Genomic DNA, 22,324 nt, shown 5'->3' with positions numbered 1-22,324 from the left:
AGACGTCTATTCGCTCGTCACCCGCTGGTTCGCCTCCACAGTGGCGAACGCGACGGAGTCGGCGATGCGCGGGTTGCGCTCCCGCCCGACGAGGGCGACGTACGTCACTCCGGCCAGGCCGATGGCGCAGGTGGTCACGATGCCGAGCGGAAGCACGTTGTTCGCGCCGGCGAGGCCGACCAGCGGTGCGGCGACACCGCCGAAAGCGTATCGGGTGAGCCCCAACATGGAGGATGCCGTTCCGGCGAGCTCCGGATAGTCGGCGAGCGCGAGCGAGGTGGTCGGCGCCGCCGTCGCGCCCGCACCTCCGGAAACCATGATGAACAGGGATGCCAGCACCACAGGCAGCGGGAGCGCGAACAGTCCCGTGGCGAGGAGGCCGAGCGCACCTGCAGCGCACATGGCGAGGCCGACGACCAGCGTTCCCCGTTCCGACCAACGCTCTGCTGACCGTCCGCCGAGGTAGCCGAAGAGCATCACGCCCGCGGAGTTGGCGCCGAACGCGACGGAGTACCCCTGCGGGGAGAGGCCGTAGATGCCTTGCAGAATATAGGTCGCTCCGGCGAGGTAGGCGAAGATCGCTGCGAAGGCGAACCCGGTGATGAGAACGGCGCCCACGAACAGCCGATCCGACAGCAGCCGACGGAAATCGCGGCCGGTATGGCGCAGTCCGCCGGTTGTGCGCTGGGTCGCCGGCAGAGTCTCGCGGAAAATCACCAGGCAGAGCACGAGCAGCAGAACCCCGATACCGGCGAGAAAGAGGAAGAGACCGCGCCAATCCGTGAACCGCACGAGCTGGCCTCCGATCACGGGTCCGACGATCGCGGCGAGACCGCCCATCACCGTCAGACGCCCGTAGTAGCGGATCAGCGCACCGCCCTCGTACACGTCGCGACCGGCCGCCTGCGAGATGACGATGCCGACCGCTCCCGCGAGACCCTGCACCAGCCGGGCGACGGCGAGCGTCTCGATCGTCGGGCTCACCGCACAGAGCGCGGATGCGGCAGCGAACGCGGCGATGCCGATCAGCAGCGGTCCGCGGCGGCCGAACCGATCGGAAAGCGGCCCGGCGATCAGCTGGCCGACGGCGAGGCCGATCAGGCAGGCCGTGATGGTGAACTGGGCGACGGACGTCGTCGTCCCCAGCTCACGCGTGAGCGCGGGCAACGCCGGCAGGTAGAGATCCATCGAGATCGGGCCGAACACGGTCAGCACCATCAGCAACGTGGACAGCGCCGGGCCGATTCGGCGGCGGGAGGTGGTGCTCATGCATCCCATCCCAGCCGAGCGCTCGCGCGGTAGCGAGAGCCCCGGTCATACGGGTTACGGCAGAACCCCTTTTGCTCGGCCCCGACTAGGCTGTGCCGCGACTGACAGGGGGAAATGTCATGAGCACAACTGCACCCGCTCCGCGGCCGGGAGCCGTCACCGCGGCATACGTCATCTGGTTGATCGGCGCGATCATCTCGCTGATCGGATCGATCTTCGCGCTCTTCGTCGGCATCGTCGCACTCGGCGCCGGAGCGGCGGTCGGTGGTGTGGCCGGCGCGGCGGTGGGATTGGTCGTGCTGATCTTCGCGATCCTCGTCTTCATCGTCGCGATCATCGAACTGGTCATCGTGAACCGGATGCGCGACGGTCGCAACTGGGCTCGGGTGGCGCTCACGATCCTGGGCATCCTGTCGGTCATCGGCTCGATCACGCCCTTGTTCTCGTCGGGTTTCAACTCCACATCGTTCTCGTCCGTTATCCAGGTCGTCATCGTCATCGTCGCGATCGTGCTGATGTACGTGCCTGCGGCGAACGCGTACTTCGCCACGCGTGCCCGCGCGTACGCACCGCCGACCGCGTAGGAGACCCTGCCGGATACCACGCTCGGTGGGCTGTGACAAGCTCCCGTGCGACGTGAGGTGGCGCCTATCCTGAGCGCATGTCGTTTCGCGCGCTTCAGGTGACCCAGCAGATCGACAACGGTGCGATCGTCGAGCACAAAGCCGGGCTTCGCACGCTCGACGACGACGCGCTCGAGCCGGCCGACGTCGAGGTCGATGTCGCGTACTCGGCGCTGAACTACAAGGACGGACTCGCACTTGCAGGGCGTCCCGGGGTGCTCCGGAAGTCGCCGCTCATTCCCGGTATCGACCTCGTGGGGCGGGTGCGGGCATCCGCGGACCCGCGTTTCGTGCCGGGCGATCACGTGGTGCTGAACGGCGACGGCATAGGCGAGACGCTGAACGGCGGTCTCGCCGAGCGTGCCGCAGTGCGCGGCGAGGCGCTCGTGCTGGTTCCGGATGCCTTCACGCTGCACCACGCGGCAGCCGTCGGTACCGCGGGCTTCACGGCGATGCTCGCCGTGCTGGCCCTCGAGCATGGCGGTGTCACGCCCCCCTCCGGCGACGTGCTCGTCACGGGAGCGGCCGGCGGCGTGGGGTCCGTGGCGATCGCCGTGCTGGCGAAGCTCGGATACTCGGTGACGGCGTCCACCGGACGGGGCGACAGCGAGGCCGGCTACCTGCGTGAGCTCGGGGCATCCGCCATCGTGAACCGTGCCGACTTCGTCGAGCCCGGGCGCCCGCTGCAGAAGGCGCGCTGGGCGGGCGCGATCGACACCGTCGGCAGCACGACGCTCGCGAACGTGCTGGCGCAGACCTCGTACGGCGGCGTTGTCGCCGCTTGCGGGCTGGCCGGAGGGCCGGACCTTCCCGCGAGCGTGATGCCGTTCATCCTGCGCGGGGTCTCCCTGGCCGGCATCAACTCCGTCGAGGCGCCGCGCATTCGACGGCAGGATGCCTGGGACCGCCTCGCCCGGGACCTCGACCTGCACCTGCTCGACAGCATGACGACGACCATCGGACTCGAGGATGCCCTCGGCGCCGCCGGCCGCATCCTGGCCGGGCAGGTGCGAGGCCGCACGGTCGTCGATGTGCACAGCTGACTGTGCGCACGTCGGACGTCCTCTTTCGTTCAGGTCGCAGTTCTTGTCGCTTCAAGCCGGTCGAGGCGACGAAAAGTGCGACCTGAACGCGGGCATAAGCTGACCGCATGATCGTGATCGCGACACTGGTGGTCGCACTCGCCGCCGTGCTCCACGTGCTGATCTTCGCCCTGGAGAGCGTGTTCTGGACGAGGCCGGGCGTGTGGAAGCGGTTCGCCGTTCCGGATCAGGCATCCGCGGACATCACCAAGCCGATGGCGTACAACCAGGGCTTCTACAACCTCTTCCTCGCGATCGGTGCGCTCGTCGGTGTCATCGCGTACGGCGTTGGGCAGCACGTGGTCGGGCTCACGCTCGTCTTCTTCACGATGACCTGCATGGTGCTCGCCGCCGTGGTGCTCGTGACCACTGGTGCGCGCTATATCCGTGCGGCGATCATCCAGGGCATCCTGCCGCTCGCCGGTATCGTGCTGATCTTCCTGAGCGACCCGATCACCACGTGAGAGCCGGCTCGCCCTCAGCGCACAGCGCGCACGGGAATCCGGCGGGTCGTTGCACCGCGCACTCGCGACGCGACGTGCTCGGGACGAAAGCCGCGGCCGATCATCCGCGCGGCCAGTCGCCGTACCACGGGGAGCACCGCCGACAGCACGATGCGTCGCGGCTCGCCGAGCGGCGACGGCAGCAGCTGCACGCCCGCGCCGTTGATTACGTGGTGCGCTGCTAGCTGCACGGCCTGCATGGCGCGAACGGGCGGCATCCGTCGCCGCTGCACCCACGCGCAGGCGGCATCGAGAGCGGAAGCCCGTGCGCCGGCAGCCGAGCCGGCCCCGCACAGCAGCGGCGCCAGTCTGTTCGCGGCCGCGACGGCATCCTGAACGGCGAAGTTCACGCCGACACCGAAGGCCGGCGACATGGCGTGCGCCGCGTCGCCGATGCAGAGCAGCCCAGGACGCCACCAGGTCTCGAGCCGGTTGATCTGCACTGACAGCAGCTTGAGCTGGTCGAAGGACTTCAGTTCACCGACGACCGATGCCAGGAAGGGTGCTGTCTGAACGATCGCGTCGCGCACTGATTCGAGCCCCTCGCGGCGCAGCTCATCGAAACCGCCCTTCGGGATGACGAGCCCCATCTGGTAGTAGCCCTCGCGCGGAATGGTCAGCACGAGGCGGTGCTCGTCGATGTAGCCGAGCGTGTCGGGCGGGCGATCGGCCGGCTGCGGCAGCCGGAACCACACCACGTCGATCGGCGCTCCGAAGTCGGTGGACGGCAATCCGGATGCCGCCCGCAGCACGGAATCGCGACCATCCGCGGCGACCGTGAGCGCAGCGTGCACCTCGACGGGGCCGTCGGGTCCGGTCGCCCGCACCCCGGTCACGCGACCGCCGGCGGTGTCGTCGGTGACGAGCTGCGTCGCATCCGTGTTCATCAGCAGCCGAAAGCCGGGGTACGCCTTCGCGTTCTCGGCGAGGAAGTCGAGGAAGTCCCACTGCGGCATCAGCACGAGGAAGTCGTTGCGTCCGCGCAGGCTGTCGAAGTCGACGGGGGTGATGCGCGTGCCGTCCACGACGGCGTCGAGCGTGGAGACGGAGGTGTGCGGCAGTGTGAGGAACGCGTCGCGTAAGCCCAGTTCATCGAGCACCTGCAGCGTGGACGGGTGGATGGTGTCGCCACGGAAGTCGCGCAGGAAGTCGCCGTGCTTCTCGAGAACGGCGACCTGCACTCCGGCGCGAGCAAGGAGCATTCCGAGCATGACGCCAGCTGGGCCACCGCCCACGATGCAGCAGTCGACGTCGATGCGAACGGGCGCGCTCGTGCCCGGCTTCGAGCGGGGAGCCCGTGCCATCCTTACGAGATCACTTCGTCGGCAGGGCCGTCGGACCCGGGATGGATCTCACGCAGCGCTTCGACCAGTTCCGCGGCGTGCTGTGTCGAGACGATCACCCGCGAGAAGCCGTCGGCGACCTCGCCCGAGCCGGGCAGGCTCTCCGCCGCTCCGGGCAGCGCGCCTGAACCGCCGGCGAGCGCGTCGGCCGCCACCTCCGGAGGCGACGACGGTGCGGGTGTCGCGGCATCCGACGATGCGGACTCGTCCCCGGACGGATCCTCCGAGCCCCGCGCATCCGGCTGCTCGATGTCGATCACGACGGCCGAGCGCTGCTTGCCCTTGAGCACGAGAAAGTCCTTGCCGCCGTGGAACTTCCAGGTACCGACGGCGAGCGTCAGCGGGATGCTGTTGCCCGGCGCGCGCACTCCGCGGATCCAGATCCACGGGTCGGCCGTGATGGCCACCGAGCGGATGTTGTCGCGCGGCACCACGATGTCGTCGCGTCGTAGGGATAGCAGCTTCTCCGCACGGGTGAGGCGGATCTCAAGACGATCGCGGTACACGTGGAAGTCGGCCATGTCACTAGTCTGCCGGGTCACGTTGAGCCGTCGAGGCATGTGCTCGCGGCGACGCGAGACGTTACCGAACTGAGGCCTCTGTGCGCCGTGAACGCACTCCACCCCACTCGGCGGCGACCCGGGTTTCGAACCTATTCGGCGTCGGTGACGACGACCGTCTGACGGACGAAGGTGCCTTCGACGGCAGAGCGAAGCAGGAAGTCGGCGACATTTGCGCGGGAGGTCGACGGGAAGATCGGCAGCTTCGTGACGTGCTGGAGAACTTCCGAGTGGTATCGAGTGCCCTCTCGGTCGTTCAGAGCACCCGGGTACCCGATCGTCCACTTCAGATCGCTCGCCTTCAGCAGCACTTCCGATGCAGCTTTATCCGTGTACTTGCGTCGCAACGCGGTGCGGAATATCAGGCCGGCAAGGAACGACGCTCTGGCGAGCGAGTCGCCGACGCCGAATGCGGAGAGGAGGACGAAACGGTTCACGCCCGAAGCCTTCGCCGACGTGATGACGGCGCGGACCATGTCGGTGACCAGCGTCGGGGTTTCGCGGACGTTCTTCGCCCCGAGGGCGCTGATGATCGCGGCGTGCCCTCTGGCCGCGTTCGCGACCACAGCGGCATCGGTGACGTCGCCGGTGACGAGCTGCGCGCGCCGGTCGAGAGCGGCGTCTGCCCTCCGAACCAGGGCGGTCACCTCATGCCCCTGATCGAGCGCCTTCTTGACGAGGTGAACGCCGGTGCGGCCGGTTGCTCCGAGCACAAGGAACTTCATGGTTTTCGTCTTCCGTCGAGGGATGAATGGCGTGCAGGCAAGCGGTCGTTCGCCGGCCCCGCGCAGTGGCAACTGCCCGCACATCAACGGAGAGTCGTCAGGTTACTTGACTATATTAGTCAAGAATTCTGACCATTGTCAAGGTGGGAGGATTCAGCGCCGGTAGGGATCGGTGATCTCGCGGAGCTGGGTCAGGATCTGGTGCAACAGGGTGAAGTTGCGGGTGCCGAGATAGGCCTTCCACTCGGAGAGGATCTCGTCGAGCGTCGACTTGGCCACCTCGACGGCTCGCCGGCCGCGCGGCTCGATCACGATCAATCGGGCTCGGCCATCCGTGGGATCAGGGGCCCGGCGAACGTAGCCCAGGCGTTCGAGCTGATCGACGAGCACTCCGGCGCTCTGCTTACTCATCTGCGCCTGGTCCGCGAGATCCGTCAGGCGCGACCCATCCGGGGCGACGCGCTGAAAGACCCGGCACTGCGCGAGCGTCCAGTCATCGAACCCGGCATCCTGCAGGGCTCGGAACATCCGATCCTCGGTGTATCGGTACGGGATGAAGAGCAACACCCCGAGATCGGCCGACTGCTCGTCATCCATGTCGCTATCGTCTCCGTTCACCCGGCCCATCCAGTAAAGATATCTGACTACTGCGATGATTGGAGGCCCGGATGACAAGCCACCGGCGCGCGGCGTCTTCTGCTGATCACATGGCGACACTTCATAGGTGTTCACCCTGCCCGTGCAGAGGTGGTATCGCGTAGGGTGAATCCGTGGTAGCCGCCCGTCGAACGCCGGGGTCGCAGACTTCACTTCGTGAAGCCAATCGCGGCCGAATCGTCGACGCCGTCAAGAAGTACGGAGGGCTCAGCCAGATCGAGCTCGCGGGGCTCACCGGTCTCTCCCCCGCGACCGTCTCCAACATTGTCAAGGAGCTCAGCGGCGCAGGGGTGCTGAACACCGCACCTGGCACCCGCAGCGGCCGCCGCGCTCAGCACGTCACGCTGGCGCACGCGCTCGGCCTCGTCGCCGGCGTTCACTTCTCCACGCGCCATCTGCGCATCTCCATCTCGGATGTCGCCTACACGGTCGTGGCCGAGTCGCACATGCCGCTCGCGAAAGACCACCGAGCCGACAACGAGCTCGACCGCGTCATGCTCCTGCTGGCCGACATGCTCGAGTCAGCCGGTGCCGGCATGCTCGACCTGCTGGCGGTCGGTGTCGCGCTCCCGGCACCTGTCGACCGCCGCACCGGGCGCATCGCACGGCGCGGCATTCTGCGCGGATGGGACGGCGTCGAGGTCTCCGACGTGCTGCAGCAGCGACTGAAACGACCGGTCTTCGTCGACACGGATGCCAACGCCGCCGCCCTCGGCGAACTGCGACTGGGCGCCGCCCGCGGCAAAGACGACGTCGTCTTCATCGACGTGGGCGACCGCATCGGCGCCGGGCTCGTGTTCGGTGGACGCGTGTACTCCGGACACGCCGGCATGGCGGGCGAACTCGGGCACACGGTCATCCAGGAGGACGGCCCGGTGTGCGAGTGCGGCAACCGCGGCTGCGTGCAGGCGATCGCGGGCGGAAGCGCGATCATCCAGAAGCTTCAGGCCGGCAACCGCGGCATCAAGCTGCAAGACGTGATCGTGCGCGCCATGTCGGGCGATGCGGATGCCGTCCGCGCCATCGCCGACGCCGGCACCGCCATCGGTGTCGCCACCGGCAATCTCTGCAACCTGCTCGATCCGGAACGCATCGTCGTCGGCGGCGAGCTGGGTCGCTCGGGAGAGCTGCTGCTGGGCCCCATGCGCCGCGAGGTGGAGCGGGCCGTGCTTGCCGGCACGACGTTCGCACCCGAGATCGTGCAGGGCCAGCTCGGCCCCGGCGCAGCCGCCATGGGTGCCGTCGCGTTGGCGGTCGACCGCGTCTCCATTCAGCCCGAGGAAATCCAGTCCGACGAGTCGACACCGGTGGAGGACATCGCGGAATGAAGGCGCTCCGCGCGGGTTCGCTGCTCGCGGTCGCCGCCTGCGTGTTCGCCCTCGTCGGGTGTTCCAACGCGGTGGCGCCCGGCGATACCTCGCACGCCGCCATCGACCCGGCGCACGCCACGATCGGGCTGCTGCTGCCCGACTCCACGAACACCCGTTACGAATCGGCCGACCGGCCGGCGTTCGAGGCACGCATCCACGACAAGTGCGCGGGCTGCAGCGTCGCGTACCAGAACGCCTCCGCCGACGCAGCACGACAACAGCAGCAGGCCGAGTCGATGCTCGCCCAGGGAGTCGCGGTTCTGGTTCTGGATGCCGTCGACGGTGAGGCTGCGGCATCCATCGTCAACGAGGCGGTCGCCAAGGGCGTGCCGGTGATCGCCTACGACCGCATCATCGACAGCCCCGACCTGTCGTTCTTCGTCTCCGCCGACAACGAGCGGGTGGGAGTGCTCCAGGCGCAGGCACTCGTGGACCGCCTGCGCGAGCTGAACGTGCCCGCCGGGTCGGGCATCCTCATGGTCAACGGATCTCCGACCGACAACAACGCCCGCGCCTACAAAGATGGCGCGCACTCGGTGATCGACTCGTCGGGCTACAAGGTGCTGGCCGAGTACGACACTCCGGACTGGGCCGGATCGGAGGCGCAGACCTGGGTCGCCGGGCAGATCACGCAGTTCGGCACCCGCATCACGGGTGTGTACGCGGCCAATGACGGCCTCGCTCAGGGCGCCATCGCCGCCCTGCAGGCGGCAGGCGTGCGCCCGGTTCCGCCGACGACGGGGCAGGATGCCGAGGTGGCAGCCGTGCAGCGCATCATCGCGGGAACTCAGTACATGACCGTGTACAAGCCGATCAGGCAGCAGGCGCAGATCGCCGCGGATGCCGCCCTCACGATCGTGCGCGGCGGGCATCCGAAGGGCACGACCACCACGAAGGTCTCCGGCAAGCCGGTGCCGACCGTGACGCTTAGGCCGGTCACCGTGACGCTGCAGAACGTGAAGAAGGTGGTGATCGACAGCGGGTTCCACACCGTCGCCGAGATCTGCACGCCCGCGTACGAGACCTACTGCAAGGAGCACGCCATCTCATGAGCGGGGGAGACGCTGGATTGAGCGCAGATGCCGCCCGGCTGGCGGGAGCGCTCGAACCCGTCGTCAGCATGCGCGGCATCAGCAAGTCGTTCGGGCACATCCAGGCGCTGCGCAATGTGGACCTCGACCTCTACGGCGGCGAGGTGGTCGCGCTCGTCGGCGACAACGGCGCGGGCAAGTCGACGCTCGTGAAGATCCTCGCCGGGGTGCACCCGCCGGATTCGGGCAGCATCGCCTACGAGGGCCGCACGGTCTCGATCCCGACGCCGGCGGCATCCCGCGAACTGGGTATCGCGACCGTGTTCCAGGATCTCGCTCTCTGCGACAACCTCGACGTGGTCGCGAACCTGTTCCTCGGGCAGGAGCTCGGGAACGGGCCTCTCGATGAGGAGGCGATGGAGCAGCGCTCGTGGGAACTGCTGCGGCAGCTGTCGGCACGCATTCCCTCGGTGCGGATGCCCGTGGCGACGCTGTCCGGAGGCCAACGTCAGACCGTGGCGATCGCCCGCTCGCTGATCGGGGAGCCGAGCGTCGTCATCCTCGACGAGCCGACCGCCGCACTCGGCGTCGCGCAGACGGCGGAGGTGCTCAACCTCATCGAGCTGCTGCGCGACCGCGGGCACTGCGTCGTGCTGATCAGCCACAACATGGCCGACGTGCAAGCCGTCGCGGACCGGGTGATCGTGCTGCGGCTCGGGCGTGTGAACGGCCGGTTCCGTGCGCCCGACCTGAGCTACGAAGACATCATCGCGTCGATCACGGGCGTGCTGAACCTCGAGGAGGGAACCCCGGAAGACGATCCACGCGATCGTCTCCTCGACGGACCGTTCGGCGATGCTGGAGCAGGCGACGAGAGCGGCGACCCTCCGTTCCCCGGTGGGGGCGGCCGATGAACGCGATGGATCGCGCGGCAGTTCCGCGCAGGCCGGCACGCGGCCAGGCGGAGCCGGGGGCGGCCTACACGCTGCGCGACATGGCATCCGGGTTCCTCGGCCGGCTGCGCGACGGCGAGCTCGGCTCCCTCCCCGTCGTGCTCGGGCTCATCGTCATCGCCGTGCTGTTCCAGGCCTTCAACCCGCGGTTCCTGGCGCCCGGAAACCTGGTGAACCTCACGCTGCAGGCGACTCCGCTCGGCGTCATCGCGCTGGGAACGGTCATCGTGCTGCTGGTCGCGCAGATCGACCTCTCGGTCGGCTCGGTCAGCGGCCTTGCGAGCGCTGTGGTGGGCGTGTTCGCGATGCGGCTGGGCTGGCCGATGATCGTCGGCGTGCTGGCGGCGATCGCCGCAGGCGCGGCGATCGGCGCGTTCTACGGGTTCCTGCTCACCCGCTTCGGTGTGCCCAGCTTCCTGATCACGCTCGCCGGGCTGCTCTCGTTCCTCGGGGTGCAACTGGCGCTGCTCGGGCCGAGCGGATCCATCAACATCCCGTTCACCGACCCGCTCGTCCAGTTCGCGAACACGTGGTTCCTGCCGCCGTGGGTGGCGTACATCATCGTGGGCGTCGCCGCATTGGCCGTGCTCGGCACGGGGCTGGCGCGCAGGCACAGACGGATGCTCGCACAGCTGCCGGCGGAGCATCCGTCGGTCACGATCGTGAAGGCGGCGTCGCTGCTGATCGCGCTCTGCATCGTGGTCTGGTACCTCTCGCTCGACCGCGGAACCGCGATCATGCCGGTGCTCTTCCTTCTGCTCGTCGTGGTCGTCTCGTATCTGCTGCGGCGCACGCGGTGGGGCCGATCGGTCTTCGCGGTCGGCGGGAACGTGGATGCCGCGCGCCGCGCCGGCCTGCCCGTCACCCGCACCCTGATCACGGCCTTCGTGATCTGCTCGGCGCTCGCGGCGCTCGGCGGCGTGCTCTCCGCGGCACGTCTCGGCTCGGCGACCACGCTCACCGGATCCGCCGACACGAACCTCAACGCCATCGCCGCTGCGATCATCGGCGGCACCAGCCTGTTCGGCGGGCGGGGCAGCGCATGGTCCGCCGTGCTCGGCGTGCTCGTCATCTCGGCCATCTCCAGCGGGCTCACCCTGCTCAACCTCGACGCCTCGGTGCGCTACATCATCACCGGGGCCGTGCTGCTGCTCGCCGTCATCGTGGATTCACTTTCCAGACGCTCGCGCGCGACTCACGGGCGTGCATAACCCGCGAATACCGTGCATTTCGCGGGCCGCGCGCGCTCGCCTAGACCTGATTGCGTTCAGCCGCGAACCTCGTAGCGTGCTCATTTTCGCGTTTGTGTTCAACACATGAACGCAGTTGTGTTAGCGTGGCGTTTCGTTGCCGCACCCGAGGCAACACGAAGCGGCCGGTACGGCCGCAGCACCACGGGACGAGGGCGTCGACCCCCCGCGTCAGGCAGTCAGAGCTGACGCACGGATGCCTCGCCCCGCACAGCGAGAGGATCATCCGTGGCAACCGCCCCCATTCTGGAAATGCGCGAGATCACCAAGCGCTTCCCCGGCGTGGTCGCACTCTCGGACGTGACGATGACCGTGGCGCGCGGCGAGATCCACGCGATCTGCGGCGAGAATGGCGCAGGCAAGTCGACGCTCATGAAGGTCTTGTCCGGCGTCTACCCCTACGGCACGTACGAGGGCCAGATCGTCTTCGAGGGCGACGAGGTTCGCTTCTCGAGCACGAAGCAGAGCGAGACCGCCGGAATCGCGATCATCCATCAGGAGCTCGCGCTCATTCCCGAGCTCTCGATCACCGAGAACCTGTTCCTCGGCAACGAGATCACCCGGTTCGGCCGCATCGACTGGGTCGCGTCGCAGAAGCGCGCCCGCGAGCTGCTCGACCTGGTCGGCCTTCGGGAAGACCCCGACACACCCATCAAGACGCTCGGCGTCGGCAAGCAGCAGCTCGTGGAGATCGCGAAGGCGCTGCACAAAGACGTCAAGCTGCTCATCCTCGACGAGCCGACCGCGGCGCTCAACGAGGCCGAGTCGCAGCACCTGCTCGACCTCATCCTGGGCTTCAAGAAGTCGGGGATGACGTCGATCATGATCAGCCACAAGTTGAACGAGATCGAGCGCGTCGCCGACTCGATCACGATCATCCGTGACGGCAAGACCATCGAGACCCTGGATGTCGCCGCCGGCGGCGTGGACGAGGACCGCATCATCCGCGGCATGGTCGGGCGCTCTCTGGAGAGCCGCTTTCCGGAGCGCACGCCGAACATCGGCGAGACGTTCTTCGAGGTGCGCGACTGGACGGTGCAGCACCCGGTCGACCCGGAGCGCCTGGTGTGCAAGAGCGAGAGCTTCTTCGTGCGACGCGGAGAGATCGTCGGGTTCGCGGGCCTCATGGGCGCTGGGCGCACGGAGCTCGCGATGAGCGTGTTCGGGCGCAGCTACGGCACGTACCTGCGCGGTGAGATCTACAAGGACGGCCGGCGCATCAAGGTTGCGAACGTGCATGAGGCGATCCAGCACGGCATGGGCTACGTGAGCGAGGACCGCAAGACGCTCGGGCTGAACCTGCTCGACACGATCAAGCGGGCCACGGTCTCGGCACGGTTGGACAAGATCTCGCGCGGAGGCGTCGTCGACGACCTGCTCGAGTACAAGGTCGCCGAGGAATACCGGCAGGCGCTGCGCACCAAGGCGACCTCGGTCGACGAGGGCGTGAGCAAGCTCTCCGGCGGCAATCAGCAGAAGGTCGTGCTGGCGAAATGGATGTTCACCGACCCCGACCTGCTCATCCTCGACGAGCCGACGAGAGGCATCGACGTCGGCGCCAAGTACGAGATCTACAACATCATCAACCAGTTGGCCGCGCAGGGTAAGGGGATCGTGCTGATCTCCTCCGAGCTGCCCGAGCTGCTCGGCATGTCCGACCGCATCTACACGATCTTCGAGGGCCAGATCACGAACGTGCTGCCGGCAGAAGAGGCCAACCCCGAATCCCTCATGGTCAGCATGACCTCCACCCGAAAGACCGGACAAGCAGCATGAGCAAGTTCTCCCAAGGCCTGCGCACCCTGACCGGGGGTCGCGGAATCAGCCAGTACAGCATGATCATCGCGCTGGTCGTGATCATCCTCGTCTTCGAGATCTGGACCGGCGGCTACACGCTCGACCCCACGAACGTGATCAACATGGTGCAGCAGTACTCGTACATCCTGATCCTCGCGATCGGGATGGTCATGCTCATCATCGCCGGCCACATCGACCTGTCGGTCGGTTCGGTCGCCGCGTTCGTCGGCGTCGTCGTCGCACAGTCGATGGCCGTCTGGCATCTTCCCGCCGGAGTCGCGATGCTTCTCGGCCTCGTCGTCGGAGCGCTCGTCGGCGCATGGCAGGGGTTCTGGGTCGCCTACGTGCGCGTGCCCGCGTTCATCGTCACGCTGGCGGGTCAGCTGATCTTCCGTGGTGCGAACCAGGTGGTCGGCAACTCCACGGCTGTGCCCACGCCCGCGTCCTACAACTGGATCGGCAACGGATACCTGCCCGACTTCGGACCGGACTTCGGCTACAGCAATCCCACGCTCATCCTCGGCCTCATCGTGATCGTCACGCTGATCTGGAAGGAGCTGCACGACCGCCGCAAGCGCGTCAAGATGGGCGCGCAGCTGCAGCCGGTGTGGGTGAGCGTCGTCAAGCTCGTCCTGCTCTGCGGTGTCACGATCTTCGCCACGTACCTGTTCGCCACCGGCCGCGTGGGCACGAGCTTCCCCATCGTCGGCATCATCGCCGGACTGCTCATCCTGCTCTACAGCTTCCTCACCTCGAGCACCGTGTTCGGCCGTCACATCTACGCGGTCGGCGGCAACCCCAGCGCAGCTGTGCTGTCGGGTGTGAAGTCCCGCCGAGTGAACTTCCTGCTCATGATGAACATGTCCATCCTGGCCGCGGTCGCCGGCATGGTGTTCATCGGCAACGCGCAGGCATCCGGTCCGTTCGACGGAACCGGATGGGAGCTGGATGCCATCGCCGCGGTCTTCGTCGGCGGCGCCGCGATCTTCGGCGGCGTCGGAACCGTCGCCGGCTCGATCATCGGTGCGTTCGTGATGGCCTTCCTCTCCAACGGCCTGTCCCTGCTCGGACTCGACAGCTCGTGGGTGTCGATCATCCGTGGTCTGGTACTCATCGCCGCCGTCGCGTTCGACGTCTACAACAAGACGCAGGGCCGGCCGTCGATCGTCGGCCTGCTGCTGCGCGGCATCGGCATCGGCCGTAAGAAGTCGACCGCCACCGAAGAGGCGATCGAGGCGCAGCCGCAGGGCATCGCCAAGCCCGCCGGTGAGCAGGTCGAAAAGGTCGACACCCTGTCTTAGGCCGCTGCGGGGCTCGTCGCAGGCATCCATGTACGTGCGCCGTCCAGAGGCAACGGACGGCTTTCGAAGAAGAGCGGCCCCACCGGCCGCCCTGCAATTCACAACAAGAAGGAACAACATGCGCAAGAAACTGCTCATCGGCCTCACGGCCGTGGCCCTTGCCGGTGTGGCGCTGACCGGATGCTCGTCCCGCGCCAGCTCCGACTCCGCCAGCTCCGAGGTGAAGAAGGGCGACACCATCGGCGTCGCCCTGCCCCAGAAGACCTCGCAGAACTGGGTGCTCGCGAAGGCGTCGTTCGAGAAGGCGCTGAAGGATGCCGGCTTCAAGTCCGACGTTCAGTACTCGGCGAGCGTCGCCGACCAGCAGAACGTCATCCAGTCCATGGTCACCAAGGGCGACAAGGTCATCGTGATCGCGGCGCAGGACGGCAGCCAGCTGGGCACGCAGGTCGCCCAGGCGAAGAAGGCCGGCGCGACGGTCATCGCGTGGGACCGCAACATCCTCAACACGAAGAACGTCGACTTCTACGCCGCCTTCAACAACTACAAGGTGGGTCAGCTGCAGGCTCAGGCGCTGCTGGACGGCATGAAGGCCAAGAAGCCGAACGGTCCATACAACATCGAGATCTTCGCCGGCGCGAACACGGATGCCAACGCCAAGGTCTTCTACAACGGTGCCATGAGCGTGCTCAAGCCGCTGATCGACAAGGGCGAGCTGAAGGTGCCGTCGGGGCAGACATCCTTCCAGCAGGTGCAGACGGACAACTGGGACCCGAAGAACTCCCAGACCCGCATGACCAACATCATCACGAAGACGTACTCCAGCGGCACCGAGCTCGACGGCGTTCTCTCCCCGAACGACACGCTCGGCCGCTCGATCATCACGGCCGTTCAGCAGGCCGGTCTTCCCGTGCCGGTCGTGACCGGTCAGGACTCCGAGACCGCGTCGATCCCGCTGATCATGAAGGGCGTGCAGTACTCGACCATCTACAAGAACACCGACGAGGAGGCGAAGGCCGCGGTCGACCTGATCGACGACCTCGCCGCCGGCAAGAAGAAGCCGGCCGGTGTCGTGTACAACGACAAGGCGAACGCGTACAACGGCACGATCACCGTTCCGTACAAGCCGCTCACGCCGGTGCTGGTCACCAAGGAGAACGCCGTCAAGGCGTACGCCAACAACTCGACCCTCGAGCAGCTGGCCACCGCCAACCAGTAGGCTCGCGCGTCACATCGGGGCCGTCCGCGTTCGCGCGGGCGGCCCCGTTGCATCGGCGATCACGACACCGGTCCGGTCCCGTTGGCTTTGTGCCGGGAATCATGCGGGACGGTTCAGGGTGCCAGTAGTCTGCGCCGCCGACTCGGCCTTCCACATCCCAAATGCGAAGAGCCTCATATAATCCCATCAGGCATGACTTACCGAACAGCGAGTTCAGTTTAACCCGCACCCGTGTCCTGTACACGGAACCACATAAGTCAGGACGATCGCGACTACGCATGCTGCTATCGCCAGTAGGCAAATAGCCATGCCGATGATCGGTAACGAATCTCCGCGCTTTCGCCTCCGCAACGCGATTCCTGCTGTGCATGCGCCTATAATTGGGAAGCCGATTGGAAAGACAAGTATCGCGAACGGCCATAGAGCAAGACCAAGTGCTCCCAGAATAAGAGATACCACGCTAAGAGTTCGCCCCGGTGTCTCCACTAACCGCGACATATAATTCCTCAACTTGACCCTGACACTTCATGGCAACGTTCTCGGTTTCAGTTGTGAACCGTCCCAGGTTCTTTCCCTTACTCCATGAAGCAGCCCTCGACCCCACTCAAGGCAGTCCGCTTTCGCGTCGCAGAGCGTTACGCGCGATGGCGTCTCCAGCCGGAGTATTGGCCAACCAAACCACCGCGCCAGGCGTCGGGATCTCGTCACGCCATTCCGTAAGCCATTCAAGTGCAATTCGCTCGATCGCCTCGCCGATGGAGCATGCCCAAGGGTGATGACCTTGATCATCAACGTCGCCGGCAACCATAAGCCCTTCAACTAGGAGCTCCGCAATCAACCCAATTGTCAAAGTGCGACGATATTGCGACGCAACCAGATCCCAGATCGAATTCGAAACCCAAGACGCATATATCCAGTCCTCGAGCCCTCCGATCAGAACGTCTTCTTTTGGAGTACGCCCGGCCATCGCGACCCTTCTATATTTCATCTTCTACGCGCCGTCCGGATATCCCTGCTTGCGCGGCGGTCACTCTCGAGCCGACGCGGGCGATGAGCACATCGGCGAACACGTATTCCTTGTCTTGCTGGGCAGTGAGCATGCGAAGGAGGACGAAGTCGGTGTCGAGCCAGGCGACTCGTGTCGAACTTGTTGCGCAGAACGTTCTTGAGGCGCTCCTGGCTGAGGCCAACTACGAGGCCGAGGAGCGGGAAGCCCTCGGGTTTGCTGCCGAGCCAGGGGAGTGGGAGCCATCCGAGACGATTCTGGTCGAACGCTTTGCCATCCGCACGAAGTGCGAGCGGGCGTGTCGGCGGTTCCGTTTCCGGACGAGTTGCAGGTCGTTCATTGAACCGTCCCGTTCAGCCGGTCCTATCCCGACCACCACGACCGGAGCCCTGGACACCCGCCACCGCAGCGCCAAGCGGTCGTTGTCGCACCCTCACACCAGAATCAGCCACAACCCCGGCAACGACGCCGAACACGACCACTCACCCGACCGACGAAAGGTCGAGGCTAGCATCCCCTTAACCCGTCCTGTGCAGCCATATACAGGGTGTCGCATCAGGGTCGCCTGCACAAACCTGAATCCCTACCTCCCAATAGTGATATTGCGTGTAAAGGTGATATCCAGTGTGAGGACTTGCGTGAAGCACCGGACCGGGCAAGTCGTCTACGACGGACATATCCCATGTCCCTTTGTGGAGCCCAAGCTTTCGAAATATGGGCCCAGTCGCTTCGAACTGTCCCCCCTGCCGCAACATCAGTACATCAGCGTCATCAGCCCACGTGCCAACCATACTCTCTCGTGGCACCGTCGCGGTGGTATCTAAGCGAACAAACCACACGACAATAGCCGTGAACGTTAGAAGCAACGCCGCACCGAGCGCGATGAGCGTGCTTGTCACTCTCCAGCCGTAGCGCGACTCGGTCACCTGGTCTTGACCTGACTGTATATTGTGATAGTTTCATCTCTTTCAGCGTATTCACCCGTCACGGCATGCGCCACCCCCATGTCAATCAATGCAGGAAGAAAATACATCGAGGTGCCCGGGAAACGAGTCGCCGACGTATTGGTGGTCGAGTTACGTATCGTTACCTTCACGGTCGCTGTACCATTGGGGTTTCTCGAGACGATCTTGTAATCGGAACTGATCGTACCCAAGAAGGACTCTGGCAAATTCCCAATCGTGCCATTTGTTGCAAATACCCACACGTCGCGACCAAACAGCCACGGGCGCTTTTCTACCGAGTAGTCCATCGAATCACCATCGCCGGTCTGCATGTGGTTTTTGTCAATTTCTTGCCGGATGTTGCGCAATAGAACGCTATACGCATAACTGTTTTCGAGTTCTAGCGCGAACGGATCTGTGGGTTTGATATTGATCTTCTGCGGCCCTTTACCGGAAATCCAGCTATCGACGATATGGTCTGTCTCACGATTTGCGAGGGACCGTACCGTACCGCTTTCCGGGGTGTAGTCACCGTTGACGGAGACGTTTGCGCCGGTGTTGTGGCCACCGCAGTTGACGCCGTGTGTAAGGGAGTCTGTGGCCGGGTTATAGCAGAGCCCGGTGGGATCGGTGTTCGTGACCGGGTTGTTCCCGGCGTATGCGTACCCGTTGTTCTGAATCGGATTTGTGGGCGCTAGCACCAGATCCGCCGACGTGAACCTGCCGAGTGTGGTGTCGTAGTCACGGGAACCCACCAAGCTCAGCCCGCTGTCAGTGTCGGCGACCTTGTTGAGGTACCCGTGGTCATCAGCCCACCCGGGCGGTGCGGTTCCGACAACGTTGCCGAAGGGGTCGGTGTACCGATGCACGGTCGTCCCGGTGGCCGAGTCGACTTGGGCGGTGACCGTTCCATCGAGGTCGCTGAACAGCCAGTACAGGGTATTTCCGGTCTGTCCTGCGACGGTGTCGCGTTCTGCGGCAGGTGTGTTGTTCGCGCCGGTGTAGGTGCGGGTGGCCGAGACTTGTGAGGATCCGCCGGCTTGGTGCAGTTCGGTGTCGCCGTTGTAGAGCGTCGCACCGGTCACCGGGTCCACACTCAGCAAGAGGTTCCCGGAGGCGTCGTAGATGTTCTGCTGGGTTCCCTTCGACGTAACGATTGTCGTCGGCTTGTCTGTCGGGTCGTAGCTGATCGTGTCGCCTGGGCGAGTGATCGTCGATCCGTCCGGGTCGTATGTGTACGAGTTCGTACCGGTGGTTCCGCCTGTCGCCGTCACGGTGGACACGGCGTGCGGGTGCGCGGATGCTGCGGCCGGGTACGCATAGGTGTCCGTCGTGTCGCTCCCACCGCTGGTGGTGGCGTGCAGCGTCTCCGTGAGCCTGTTCCCAGTGGCGGTGTCGTAGGTGAAGTTCTCCCAGAACGGTGCCGGGCCGCCCAGCACGGAAGTCGCCGGTGTGGTGGAGCAGCTGCTCGAGCTGTTCGGCGTCCAGGCCTGTGTCAGTTCGGACAGGTGATCGTAGCTGAAGCACTCCGACTGACCGGTCACTGAGTCCTTCGACGATGTGACGTTGCCGGCCGCGTCGCGCCCGTAGGTGGTGTTGCTGACACTTGTGAAGTTGCCGCCGGTCTGGATTTCGGTGTTGATGTTCGTCAACAAGCCAGAGGCGGGATCGTATCCATACGCTTCGTACCCGAAGTAGGTGCCGCTGGTGTAGAACTCTCCGAGTTGACCGATCGCGGTGTAGTCGGTGCTCGTCAGGATCGCAGACATACCCCGGAACCCGTTCAAATCACCGAGGCTGTTGTAGTTGTACCGCAGCGTCTCGGCCGGCAGCCCACCCTCAGCAGGGTCCACCTGCGTCGCCTTCTGCTCATCCACCTCATACGTGTTCGTGGTGGTGTAACTGGTACCGGCGAATGCGGGCGCTCCGGCCGGAATCGACAACGTGGTCGACGTGGGCGAGTACGCCGCGTCGTATCCGCCGACCGATTCCGTATACGCCAAGCCAGGGCTGCCTGGCGTGGACCCGGCGTAGCTCGACGAGGAGGTCAACTGACCCTTCGCGACGGTGTCGTAGGTCCACGACGCGAGCAGGCTCCCGGAAGCGGTGCCGGCGTACTCGGCTGTCTTCCGGTTCAAAGCGTCATACGTGTAAGAAAGCTGCTGTCCACGCGCATCGGTCGTCGACAGTTGGTTGCCGGCGTCGTCGTACACCGATGTGGTGGTGCCAGTGTCCGGGTCGACCGCGGTCGTCTGGTGCCCGAGCACGTCATACGACCACGACCACCTGTTCCCGGCCGGATCCGTCATGGACGCCATCTGCCCGGCGGGGGTGTACGTGTACGACGTGCTCTGCGCTGTGCCGGAGAGGTCAGCCGACAAGTACTGGATCAGCGACGTCTGGTGACCGAGCGAGTTCGTGAAACTCGTTGACGGAGTACCACCACTTGGTGGGATCGTGTCCACACGGTCCGCGTCGGTGTACGCGTAGTCAGTCTCGTATGCTTCCCCACTGCTCGTATTCGTCACGGCCCGCAACACACGTCCAGCGGCGTCGTAGTTGTTCACCACCTGAGACGGGATCGCGGACTCACTGTTCGGCACGAACAGCGTGGTCGACGGGTTTACTGAGGTGGTCCAGTACTTGTTGTCCGTCCAATAAGCGTGACCCTGCGAGTCGTAGAACGTGGACGAGACCGCAGTCCCACCGCCGTCGGCGGCGACCTGATCCTGCACCTGCTGCCCGAGCCCGTCGAACAGTTGCCAGTCACCCCGGTACATGCCGCCGGCGGTGGCAGTCATGGTCACGATCGCGCTCGTTGCGGTCTGGGATTCCGTGTAAGCGTATGAGATCGACGGTGCGGTCGCATGAGATGCCTGCGGCCACTGCGGCAACCAGACCTGGGTGCGTCGACCGAGCGCGTCATAAGTCGCGGTTGTGGTGTTGTTGTTCTGGTCGACGACGGAGGTCTCGACACCCCAGTCGGGGTTGTAGTTCGCGGTCGTCGACCAGGAGAACGGGGCTGTGACGGTCGTCGTCTTCTGGGTGAGCGGGCCCGAATTGGCTGGCGCGTACGTGGTCGTGGTGGTGTGGCCGAGCACATCAGTGCTGGCGACAGGTCGACCGAGCGCGTCATACCCGGTCGTGGAGTTCGTGACCCAGTGCGCGCTGGCCGCGGTGTGGCCGGTGTAGGAGTCGACTTCTTGGGCGCTGGTTGCTGCACCGGTCGTGGGCGCTGCGCCCCAGGCCAGCCCGTCGTAGAGGGTCTTGGTGTCGCTAATCGCATCCGCCGGGTAGGTGGCTGACGCGAGATTGGCGCAGTCGACGCCAACTTTCTGTACCTCGTCGGGAAGGCCGATGATCCACGCGGCCGTGTTTGGCGCCGCATAGCTCGTGGTGGTGCATATCGCACCCGCGTCGTTCGTGATCTCGTCCGCCTGCGTCGCATACCCGTAGGTCGGATCGTAAGTGGTCTTCGTCTCCACCGTACGATTGCCGCCAGTGGACACCGGTGAGGTCGCAACACTGTCAGAGACACCTGTCAGTCTGGAGTTGTTGGTGCCGTCGTTGGCGGTCACGGCTGAAGCCCAGTAGTGATTCACCGTGTCCGACAGGGCGGCCCCGCCGACACCGAGCAGAGACTTCTGTTCGTAGACCTGGCCGGCTAACCACAGCGAGTCCGGCACACCCGAGGCGACAGACACAGACTTCGTGCCGCCTGAACTGGTTGCCCGGTCGCCGTCCAGTCCTTGGAAGTACGTATAGTCCGTCACGCCTTGCAGGTCATGGTACTGGCTGTCGCCGGTGCGGACCTCGACCGTGTTGTATCCGGCGAACACGCTCCACGTGCGGTTCTTGGCCGGCACCAGTGGCGAGTTGTCGTACCGCCACGCCGGTGTACCGTACACGTAGTCCGTTTCCTGGGTTTGGTCCAGGCCGCCGCCGGTTTTCGGGTCAACGATTACGGAGGTGACAACGTACTTGTGAAACAGGTCTTCCTGTGCCGCCTGTGGCGGGGTTACCTGTGGTGTCCACCATTGCGGGAAGCAGCGTTCGGTATTCGATTGCGGGTTCGCCTCGATCGAAGCAGCCTGAGCAGGCGTGCACTGCTGTGATGAGTAGTTCACACTGATCACTGCGCCCAGGGAGGTTTGGATGGACGAGATGCGCCACTTGTCCAACGGGACGAGTCCGTCGATGACCCAGACCCGGTTCTGCATCGTCACCCCGGTGAACACGGTCGGGGGTTCGCTGATCGGAGTGGCCCCGACCTCCCCGCTGTGCACCACCTGCGTCAACCAGAGTGCGGCATTGGTGCCATCCCCGGGCGCAGGAAAGGAGTGCGATAGCGTCCACTTGTCCACCGAGCTGTAACTGCTGCTGTTCAAGGCTTCGGTGGTGACCGTGTCGAGCATGCCGTCGGTGAAGAACGTGGGCGAGATCTGCGAGGCCGTGCACGAAGACCCGGTGCACAACTGGTCGAACGGGACATCCGGATAGTTCGCCGGCGTCGCTGGAGTCGATGCGGGTGAGGCGATGGGTTCGCTGGAGCACCCGGACGCACATCGCCCGTTGCCGTCGTACCCGAACACCACCTTGTCCGACGCTGCCGTTGAGCCGAACAGGTTCCCGGCACGTAGGCCGTAGTCGATCTCCGCCACCTGACCACCGCGAATGTAGGTGGTGGCCCC

Annotated in this window: 17 protein-coding genes; 10 read left to right on the top strand and 7 right to left on the bottom strand. The window is 65.4% G+C overall.

Going from position 1 to position 22,324, the window contains the following annotated elements:
• Positions 1-6: 6 nt before the first annotated feature.
• The gene (locus tag ACYVII_RS12275) at positions 7-1,278 is read right to left on the bottom strand and encodes a multidrug effflux MFS transporter (RefSeq protein WP_460535377.1); all 1,272 of its coding nucleotides are present in this window, start codon (positions 1,276-1,278) and stop codon (positions 7-9) included.
• Positions 1,279-1,388: 110 nt separating this feature from the next.
• Here ACYVII_RS12275 and ACYVII_RS12270 point away from each other — a divergent pair, with 110 nt between their 5' ends.
• The 3 genes from ACYVII_RS12270 to ACYVII_RS12260 all read left to right on the top strand — a co-directional run bounded on the left by ACYVII_RS12270 (position 1,389) and on the right by ACYVII_RS12260 (position 3,438).
• Positions 1,389-1,853: a hypothetical protein gene (locus ACYVII_RS12270; protein ID WP_460535375.1), complete on the top strand. Its 465-nt coding sequence runs from the start codon at positions 1,389-1,391 to the stop codon at positions 1,851-1,853.
• A 77-nt stretch (positions 1,854-1,930) separates the two neighbouring features.
• Positions 1,931-2,935, top strand: coding sequence for an MDR family oxidoreductase (locus tag ACYVII_RS12265; protein WP_460535374.1), 1,005 nt, complete (start codon positions 1,931-1,933; stop codon positions 2,933-2,935).
• Between the two features lie 107 nt (positions 2,936-3,042).
• Positions 3,043-3,438, top strand: a complete 396-nt coding sequence (locus tag ACYVII_RS12260; RefSeq protein ID WP_460535371.1) for a DUF1304 domain-containing protein — start codon at positions 3,043-3,045, stop codon at positions 3,436-3,438.
• 14 nt (positions 3,439-3,452) lie between these two features.
• Here ACYVII_RS12260 and ACYVII_RS12255 read toward each other — a convergent pair whose 3' ends face one another.
• The 4 genes from ACYVII_RS12255 to ACYVII_RS12240 form a co-directional block, all read right to left on the bottom strand.
• Positions 3,453-4,781 (bottom strand): FAD-dependent oxidoreductase, encoded by a 1,329-nt coding sequence (locus tag ACYVII_RS12255; protein ID WP_460535369.1) that lies wholly within the window; start codon positions 4,779-4,781, stop codon positions 3,453-3,455.
• Between the two features lie 2 nt (positions 4,782-4,783).
• A complete protein-coding gene (locus ACYVII_RS12250) occupies positions 4,784-5,341 on the bottom strand; it encodes a hypothetical protein (RefSeq protein ID WP_460535367.1) in 558 nt (185 codons plus the stop codon).
• A 131-nt stretch (positions 5,342-5,472) separates the two neighbouring features.
• A complete protein-coding gene (locus tag ACYVII_RS12245) occupies positions 5,473-6,105 on the bottom strand; it encodes an NAD(P)-dependent oxidoreductase (RefSeq protein WP_460535365.1) in 633 nt (210 codons plus the stop codon).
• Between the two features lie 153 nt (positions 6,106-6,258).
• Complete coding sequence (locus ACYVII_RS12240; RefSeq protein WP_460535363.1) at positions 6,259-6,702, bottom strand: MarR family winged helix-turn-helix transcriptional regulator; 444 nt, start codon at positions 6,700-6,702, stop codon at positions 6,259-6,261.
• Between the two features lie 173 nt (positions 6,703-6,875).
• Between ACYVII_RS12240 and ACYVII_RS12235 the strand changes: the two genes are divergently transcribed.
• From ACYVII_RS12235 to ACYVII_RS12205, 7 genes are all read left to right on the top strand, one after another.
• Positions 6,876-8,090, top strand: coding sequence for an ROK family transcriptional regulator (locus ACYVII_RS12235; protein WP_460535361.1), 1,215 nt, complete (start codon positions 6,876-6,878; stop codon positions 8,088-8,090).
• Positions 8,087-9,184 carry a sugar ABC transporter substrate-binding protein gene (locus ACYVII_RS12230; protein ID WP_460535359.1) on the top strand — a complete coding sequence of 366 codons (1,098 nt, stop codon included), beginning with the start codon at positions 8,087-8,089 and terminating at the stop codon, positions 9,182-9,184. Before ACYVII_RS12235 ends, ACYVII_RS12230 begins: the two co-directional genes overlap by 4 nt.
• Positions 9,181-10,077 (top strand): sugar ABC transporter ATP-binding protein, encoded by an 897-nt coding sequence (locus tag ACYVII_RS12225; RefSeq protein ID WP_460535356.1) that lies wholly within the window; start codon positions 9,181-9,183, stop codon positions 10,075-10,077. The genes ACYVII_RS12230 and ACYVII_RS12225 overlap by 4 nt, the downstream gene beginning before the upstream one ends.
• Positions 10,078-10,082: 5 nt before the next feature.
• Complete coding sequence (locus tag ACYVII_RS12220; protein ID WP_460535354.1) at positions 10,083-11,327, top strand: sugar ABC transporter permease; 1,245 nt, start codon at positions 10,083-10,085, stop codon at positions 11,325-11,327.
• A 291-nt stretch (positions 11,328-11,618) separates the two neighbouring features.
• The gene (gene mmsA / locus ACYVII_RS12215; RefSeq protein ID WP_460535451.1) at positions 11,619-13,142 is read left to right on the top strand and encodes a multiple monosaccharide ABC transporter ATP-binding protein; all 1,524 of its coding nucleotides are present in this window, start codon (positions 11,619-11,621) and stop codon (positions 13,140-13,142) included.
• On the top strand, positions 13,139-14,464 hold the full coding sequence (gene mmsB, locus ACYVII_RS12210) for a multiple monosaccharide ABC transporter permease (RefSeq protein WP_460535352.1): 1,326 nt from the start codon (positions 13,139-13,141) through the stop codon (positions 14,462-14,464). The genes mmsA and mmsB overlap by 4 nt, the downstream gene beginning before the upstream one ends.
• 118 nt (positions 14,465-14,582) lie before the next feature.
• Positions 14,583-15,683: a substrate-binding domain-containing protein gene (locus ACYVII_RS12205; protein ID WP_460535350.1), complete on the top strand. Its 1,101-nt coding sequence runs from the start codon at positions 14,583-14,585 to the stop codon at positions 15,681-15,683.
• A 604-nt stretch (positions 15,684-16,287) separates the two neighbouring features.
• Here ACYVII_RS12205 and ACYVII_RS12200 read toward each other — a convergent pair.
• Positions 16,288-16,650, bottom strand: coding sequence for a hypothetical protein (locus ACYVII_RS12200; protein WP_460535348.1), 363 nt, complete (start codon positions 16,648-16,650; stop codon positions 16,288-16,290).
• Between the two features lie 961 nt (positions 16,651-17,611).
• On the bottom strand, positions 17,612-22,294 hold the full coding sequence (locus tag ACYVII_RS12195; RefSeq protein WP_460535346.1) for an RHS repeat domain-containing protein: 4,683 nt from the start codon (positions 22,292-22,294) through the stop codon (positions 17,612-17,614).
• Positions 22,295-22,324 lie beyond the last annotated feature (30 nt).

Source organism: Humibacter ginsengiterrae, from assembly GCF_054780115.1.
Note: the sequence above shows the minus strand (reverse complement) of the source record. Positions and strands in the feature narration are given on the sequence as shown.